Origin of the sequence: Pseudomonas sputi (assembly GCF_021603585.1) — a bacterium.
Classification (GTDB): domain Bacteria; phylum Pseudomonadota; class Gammaproteobacteria; order Pseudomonadales; family Pseudomonadaceae; genus Aquipseudomonas; species Aquipseudomonas sputi.
The window spans coordinates 43,939-49,938 of sequence record NZ_BQHI01000032.1 but is presented as its reverse complement, the minus strand read 5'-3'; the positions used below and the strand labels follow the sequence as shown (position 1 = coordinate 49,938).

Here is a 6,000-nt window from a genome sequence, read left to right as displayed (position 1 = left end):
CCAGCTGGAGGGTATCAACAATCGAATAAAGGTCATCAAGCGGATGGCGTACGGTTACCGGGACAGCGAATTCTTTTTCATGAAGATCAAGAGCGTGTTTCCCGGCAATCCGTGATGAACCAAAAAATAGCGCCCCCGAAGGGACGCTATTTTCTGAATCAACCGACGATGTTACTTGCGCTTCATCGACAGGAAGAATTCGTCGTTGGTCTTGGTCGTTTTCAGCTTGTCGACCAGGAACTCGATGGCGGCCACTTCATCCATCGGGTGCAGCAGTTTGCGCAGGATCCACATACGCTGCAGTTCGTCGTCGGCGGTCAGCAGCTCTTCGCGACGGGTACCGGACTTGTTGATGTTGATGGCCGGGAACACACGCTTCTCGGCGATACGACGGTCCAGTGGCAGCTCCATGTTGCCGGTGCCCTTGAACTCTTCGTAGATCACTTCATCCATCTTCGAGCCGGTTTCAACCAGCGCGGTGGCGATGATGGTCAGCGAGCCGCCTTCTTCGATGTTGCGCGCGGCGCCGAAGAAACGCTTCGGTTTCTCCAGGGCGTGGGCATCGACACCACCGGTCAGCACCTTGCCGGAGCTCGGGATCACGGTGTTGTAGGCACGGGCCAGACGGGTGATGGAGTCGAGCAGGATCACCACGTCCTTCTTGTGTTCGACCAGGCGCTTGGCCTTCTCGATCACCATTTCAGCCACTTGTACGTGACGGGTCGGCGGCTCGTCGAAAGTCGAGGCAACCACTTCGCCGCGCACGGTGCGCTGCATTTCGGTCACTTCTTCCGGACGCTCGTCGATCAACAGCACGATCAGGTGAACTTCAGGGTTGTTACGGGCGATGTTCGCTGCGATGTTCTGCAGCATGATCGTTTTACCGGCTTTTGGCGGTGCAACGATCAGACCACGCTGGCCTTTGCCGATCGGCGCACAAAGGTCGATCACACGACCGGTCAGGTCTTCGGTGGAACCGTTGCCGGCTTCCATCTTCATGCGCACGTTCGGGAACAGCGGGGTCAGGTTCTCGAAGAGAATCTTGTTCTTCGCGTTTTCCGGACGATCGAAGTTGATCGTGTCAACCTTGAGCAGGGCGAAATAACGCTCGCCTTCCTTCGGAGGACGAATCTTGCCAACGATGGTGTCACCGGTGCGCAAGTTGAAACGGCGGATCTGGCTCGGCGAGACGTAGATGTCGTCAGGACCGGCGAGGTAGGAAGCGTCTGCGGAGCGCAGGAAGCCGAAGCCGTCCTGGAGAATCTCCAGCACGCCATCACCGGAGATTTCCTCACCGCTTTTAGCGTGCTTTTTCAGCAGGGAGAAAATCACGTCCTGCTTGCGCGAACGGGCCATATTTTCTATGCCCATCTGTTCGGCCAATTCGAGCAGTTCGGTAATCGGCTTTTGCTTGAGTTCAGTCAGATTCATATAGGAATGACGTAATCATTTATGGAGGGGGGAAAATTAAGCTTTTGGCTTAATGAGGCCGCGCCGCGGAGAAGGCGACAGGATCGCGTACTTATTCGAAAAGGAGTGCGTCGGCGACGGCTAGCAGGGGGCAGTGGAGAAACCAGTGCGGGGCCGAATGTACCACCTGAGTTTCGGAGCGTCTAGCCCTGAATACGCAAAAAGCCCCGCAATTTGCGGGGCCTTTTGAGGACAGTCTTTACCGCGACGCTTAGATATTGGCGTCGAGGAAAGCAGCCAGTTGCGACTTCGACAGAGCGCCGACCTTGGTCGCTTCCACGTTGCCGTTCTTGAACAGCATCAGGGTCGGAATACCGCGTACGCCGTGTTTGGCAGGGGTTTCCTGGTTTTCGTCGATGTTCAGCTTGGCAACGGTCAGCTTGCCTTTGTAAGTCTCTGCAATCTCGTCCAGAACCGGAGCGATCATTTTGCAAGGGCCGCACCATTCAGCCCAGTAGTCGACCAGGACAGCGCCTTCGGCCTTGAGTACGTCGGCTTCGAAGCTAGCGTCGCTAACGTGTTTGATCAGATCGCTGCTCATGGAATTCTCCAGGTTGTAAGCAAAAAAACGTGGCCCATCATAGCCGCCCTTCCCTTGTTCAGGAAGCCGCAGATGATTGAGTCTTGCTATGGCACTCGATGAGTTTGGGTATAGCTCAAGTCACGCGCTGGCGGGGGCGATGAAGGAAATTCCGGTGCGCAGGGCCGCGTTGCGCACGTGCTCCTGCATGGCTTTCTGCGCGGCGGCGCAGGCCCGGCGAGCGAGGGCGCGGAGGATCTTGCGGTGCTCCTGCCAGGTTTCCATGGCCCGCTCGGCGCGGATGAACGGTAGTTTCTGGCTCTCCAGAAAGATGTCGGCACTGGCGGTGAGGATGCTCAGCATCGCCTGATTGCCGCTGGCCAGCAGGATCCGCCGGTGAAATTCAAAATCCAGTTTCGCCGCAGCCTCGAAGTCGCCGGCGCGCAGTTGCTCGCGCATGGCGGCAACGTTGTCTTCCAGTTCGTCCAGATCAAGCGTGCTCAGCGTCACCGCCGCCAGCCCGGCCGCGAACCCTTCCAGCGCATAGCGCAACTGAAAGATTTCCAGCGGCGACGCCTGGGCGGCAAACGGCCAGGCCGGAGCGCCCTCGCCGCGCGGCAGTTCCAAAGGCGCCTGCACGAACACGCCTTTGCCCGGCTGGATACTGACCACACCCAGCGCACTCAAGGACGACAACGCCTCACGCAACGATGCGCGACTGACACCCAGCTGAACCGCCAGATCCCGCTGCGAGGGCAACGCATCGCCGGGGCCGAAGCCCTGCTCGGTAATCAGTTTGCGGATCGCTTGCAACGCCACTTCGGGTACGGCGCGGGAGATCGAGTTCATGGTTTTCCAGACGAACCAGGCCAAGGTGCGGCCAGTTGTAAAGCTATTCGAGGCATCAGGCAAGTCGTGCCCCGCCGGGGTTCGGCGGCCCAAGCCGATGCGCTATTGCAGTGCGAAACCCGGGCTGACTGTTCAGACCAGTAAGACCGAGCAAACCCGCTAAACCCGTGGCTTTGCATGGCGAAACCGGCGTTTTGGCACGGCCCATGCTCTGTCCGATCGCAGAATTCACTTCCCGCCGATCCGGAGATTGTCCATGACGAAGCGTTACAGCGCCCTCCTCGCCGCCCTGTTTGCCGGTCTGATGCTCAGCCAGGCCCCCGCCCATGCCGACGGTCTGGACGACGTGGTCAAACGTGGCACCTTGAAAGTCGCCGTGCCTCAGGACTTCCCGCCGTTCGGTTCGGTCGGCCCGGACATGAAGCCGCGCGGCCTCGATATCGACACCGCGAAACTGCTGGCTGACCAGCTCAAGGTCAAACTCGAACTGACCCCGGTCAACAGCACGAACCGCATCCCGTTCCTGACCACCGGCAAGGTCGACCTGGTGATTTCCAGCCTCGGCAAAAACCCCGAGCGCGAGAAGGTCATCGATTTCTCCCGCGCCTATGCGCCGTTCTACCTCGCCGTGTTCGGCCCGCCGGACGCAGCCGTCAGCACCCTCGACGACCTGAAGGGCAAGACCATCAGCGTCACCCGGGGCGCCATCGAAGACATCGAGCTGACCAAGGTCGCCCCCGAAGGCGTGACCATCAAGCGTTTCGAAGACAACAACTCGACCATCGCCGCCTACCTTGCAGGGCAAGTCGACCTGATCGCCAGCGGCAACGTGGTGATGGTCGCGATCAGCGAGAAGAACCCCAAACGCGTACCCGCGCTGAAAGTGAAGCTCAAGGATTCGCCGGTCTACGTCGGCGTGAACAAGAACGAGCCGGCGCTGCTGGGCAAGGTCAACGAGATCCTGACCACCGCCAAGGCTGACGGTGCGCTGGAAAAGAACGCGCAGACCTGGCTCAAAGAGCCGCTGCCGGCCGACCTCTGACCGGCGACGCGGGAGACTTTCATGGCCTATCAGTTCGATTTCTTGCCGGTGGTGGAAAACACCGACCTGCTGCTGCGCGGGGCCCTGTTCACCCTTGAGCTGACGGCCATCGGCGCACTCTTCGGGGTTGGCGTGGGTATCGTCGGGGCGCTGGTACGGGCGTGGAACATCCGCCCGTTCTCGGCGATCTTCGGCGTGTATGTGGAGTTGATCCGCAACACGCCGTTTCTGGTGCAGTTGTTTTTCATCTTCTTCGGCCTGCCGTCCCTCGGCGTGCAGATTTCCGAGTGGCAGGCGGCGGTGCTGGCGATGGTGATCAACCTGGGGGCGTACTCGACCGAAATCATCCGCGCCGGCATCCAGGCGATCCCGCGCGGGCAACTGGAAGCGGCGGCGGCATTGGCGATGAGCCGCTTCGAAGCCTTCCGCCACGTGGTGCTGCTGCCCGCGCTGGGCAAGGTCTGGCCGGCGCTGAGCAGCCAGATCATCATTGTGATGCTCGGTTCGGCGGTGTGTTCACAGATCGCCACCGAAGAATTGAGCTTCGCCGCCAACTTCATTCAATCGCGCAACTTCCGCGCCTTTGAAACTTACGCTCTGACCACCCTCATTTATCTGTGCATGGCGCTGCTGATCCGTCAGTTGTTGAACTGGCTCGGTCGGCGCTACTTGTCGAAAAGCAGCGCAAGGAGCAGCCAATGAGCGACTTCACGTTCTGGGACATCCTGCGCAACCTGCTGACCGGCCTGCAGTGGACGCTGGCGTTGTCGTTGGTGGCGTTCATCGGCGGCGGGATCGTCGGCTTGCTGATCCTGATCATGCGCATCTCGAAAAACCCGCTGCCCAGCAGCATCGCGCGCACCTGGATCGAACTGTTTCAGGGCACGCCGTTGCTGATGCAACTGTTTCTGGTGTTCTTCGGCGTGGCGCTGGCCGGGGTGGAAATTTCACCGTGGATGGCGGCGGCAATTGCCCTGACGCTCTTCACCAGTGCTTATCTGGCGGAGATCTGGCGCGGTTGCGTCGAGGCGATTCCCAATGGCCAGTGGGAAGCCTCATCCAGCCTGGCGCTCAATCCGCTGGAGCAACTGCGTTACGTGATCCTGCCGCAGGCGCTGAGGATTGCCGTGGCACCGACCGTGGGCTTCTCGGTGCAAGTGGTCAAGGGCACCGCCGTGACCTCGATCATCGGCTTCACCGAACTGACCAAGACCGGCGGCATGCTCGCCAATGCCACCTTCGAACCGTTCATGGTCTATGGCCTAGTCGCCCTGGGCTACTTCCTGCTCTGCTACCCCCTGTCCCTCAGTGCGCGCTACCTGGAAAGGAGACTGCATGCCTCTGCTTAGAATTTCCGCCCTGCATAAATACTACGGCGATCACCACGTGCTCAAAGGCATCGACCTGAGTGTCGAGGAAGGCCAGGTGGTGGCAATCATCGGCCGCAGCGGCTCGGGCAAGTCCACCCTGCTGCGCACCCTCAACGGTCTGGAGTCGATCAACGACGGCGTGATCGAAGTCGACGGCGAATATCTCGACGCCGCACGCGCCGACCTGCGCAGCCTGCGACAGAAAGTCGGCATGGTGTTTCAGCAGTTCAACCTGTTCCCGCACCTGACGGTGGGCGAGAACGTGATGCTCGCGCCGCAAGTGGTGCAGAAAGTGCCCAAGGCCAAGGCGCAGGAGCTGGCGCGGCAGATGCTCGAGCGCGTCGGCCTGGGCGAAAAGTTCGATGCCTTCCCTGAGCGCCTTTCCGGCGGCCAGCAACAGCGCGTGGCGATTGCCCGGGCGCTGGCGATGTCGCCCAAGGTGTTGCTGTGCGACGAGATCACCTCGGCGCTGGACCCGGAGCTGGTCAACGAAGTGCTCAGCGTGGTTCGTCAGCTCGCGAAGGAAGGCATGACGCTGATCATGGTCACCCACGAAATGCGCTTCGCCCGGGAGGTCGGGGACAAACTGGTGTTCATGCACCAGGGCAAGGTACATGAGGTCGGGGATCCGAAAGTGCTGTTTGCCGATCCGCAGACGCCGGAGCTGGCGAATTTCATTGGCACCGTCGAAGCGACAGCCTGAAGGATCTTCGGGACTTCTGATCGTTCCCACGCAGAGCGTGGGAACG

General features: G+C 60.4%; 8 protein-coding genes. 5 read left to right on the top strand and 3 right to left on the bottom strand.

The features are described from left to right. Nucleotides 1-115, top strand: a 115-nt coding sequence (locus tag L6D81_RS26445) for a transposase (RefSeq protein WP_143497295.1), incomplete at its 5' end; no start/stop codon positions are given. A gap of 56 nt (nucleotides 116-171) precedes the next feature. On the opposite strand, the gene rho is transcribed toward L6D81_RS26445, so the two are convergent. From rho to L6D81_RS26430, 3 genes are all read right to left on the bottom strand, one after another. Continuing rightward, the gene (rho, locus tag L6D81_RS26440; protein WP_007951825.1) at nucleotides 172-1,431 is read right to left on the bottom strand and encodes a transcription termination factor Rho; all 1,260 of its coding nucleotides are present in this window, start codon (nucleotides 1,429-1,431) and stop codon (nucleotides 172-174) included. A gap of 250 nt (nucleotides 1,432-1,681) precedes the next feature. After that, a complete protein-coding gene (gene trxA / locus L6D81_RS26435) occupies nucleotides 1,682-2,011 on the bottom strand; it encodes a thioredoxin TrxA (protein WP_003206727.1) in 330 nt (109 codons plus the stop codon). A 120-nt stretch (nucleotides 2,012-2,131) separates the two neighbouring features. Continuing rightward, nucleotides 2,132-2,839 (bottom strand): FadR/GntR family transcriptional regulator, encoded by a 708-nt coding sequence (locus tag L6D81_RS26430; RefSeq protein ID WP_236182555.1) that lies wholly within the window; start codon nucleotides 2,837-2,839, stop codon nucleotides 2,132-2,134. 256 nt (nucleotides 2,840-3,095) lie between these two features. Here L6D81_RS26430 and L6D81_RS26425 point away from each other — a divergent pair, with 256 nt between their 5' ends. From L6D81_RS26425 to L6D81_RS26410, 4 genes are read left to right on the top strand one after another with little or no spacing between them, the layout of a single operon-like run. Further along, entirely contained in the window at nucleotides 3,096-3,881 is a 786-nt protein-coding gene (locus tag L6D81_RS26425; protein ID WP_064379930.1) for a transporter substrate-binding domain-containing protein, read from the top strand. 21 nt (nucleotides 3,882-3,902) lie between these two features. After that, nucleotides 3,903-4,583 (top strand): amino acid ABC transporter permease, encoded by a 681-nt coding sequence (locus L6D81_RS26420; RefSeq protein ID WP_039765327.1) that lies wholly within the window; start codon nucleotides 3,903-3,905, stop codon nucleotides 4,581-4,583. After that, nucleotides 4,580-5,230, top strand: coding sequence for an amino acid ABC transporter permease (locus L6D81_RS26415; RefSeq protein ID WP_007951832.1), 651 nt, complete (start codon nucleotides 4,580-4,582; stop codon nucleotides 5,228-5,230). Before L6D81_RS26420 ends, L6D81_RS26415 begins: the two co-directional genes overlap by 4 nt. Beyond that, complete coding sequence (locus tag L6D81_RS26410) at nucleotides 5,217-5,954, top strand: amino acid ABC transporter ATP-binding protein (protein WP_064600296.1); 738 nt, start codon at nucleotides 5,217-5,219, stop codon at nucleotides 5,952-5,954. The genes L6D81_RS26415 and L6D81_RS26410 overlap by 14 nt, the downstream gene beginning before the upstream one ends. The last annotated feature ends 46 nt before the right edge of the window (nucleotides 5,955-6,000 follow it).

Coding starts and splice junctions, on each gene's coding strand:
- L6D81_RS26425 (WP_064379930.1), top strand. CDS start 3,096: ATGACGAAGCGTTACAGCGCCCTCCTCGCCGCCCTGTTTGCCGGTCTG.
- rho (WP_007951825.1), bottom strand. CDS start 1,431: ATGAATCTGACTGAACTCAAGCAAAAGCCGATTACCGAACTGCTCGAA.
- L6D81_RS26415 (WP_007951832.1), top strand. CDS start 4,580: ATGAGCGACTTCACGTTCTGGGACATCCTGCGCAACCTGCTGACCGGC.
- L6D81_RS26410 (WP_064600296.1), top strand. CDS start 5,217: ATGCCTCTGCTTAGAATTTCCGCCCTGCATAAATACTACGGCGATCAC.
- L6D81_RS26420 (WP_039765327.1), top strand. CDS start 3,903: ATGGCCTATCAGTTCGATTTCTTGCCGGTGGTGGAAAACACCGACCTG.
- L6D81_RS26430 (WP_236182555.1), bottom strand. CDS start 2,839: ATGAACTCGATCTCCCGCGCCGTACCCGAAGTGGCGTTGCAAGCGATC.
- trxA (WP_003206727.1), bottom strand. CDS start 2,011: ATGAGCAGCGATCTGATCAAACACGTTAGCGACGCTAGCTTCGAAGCC.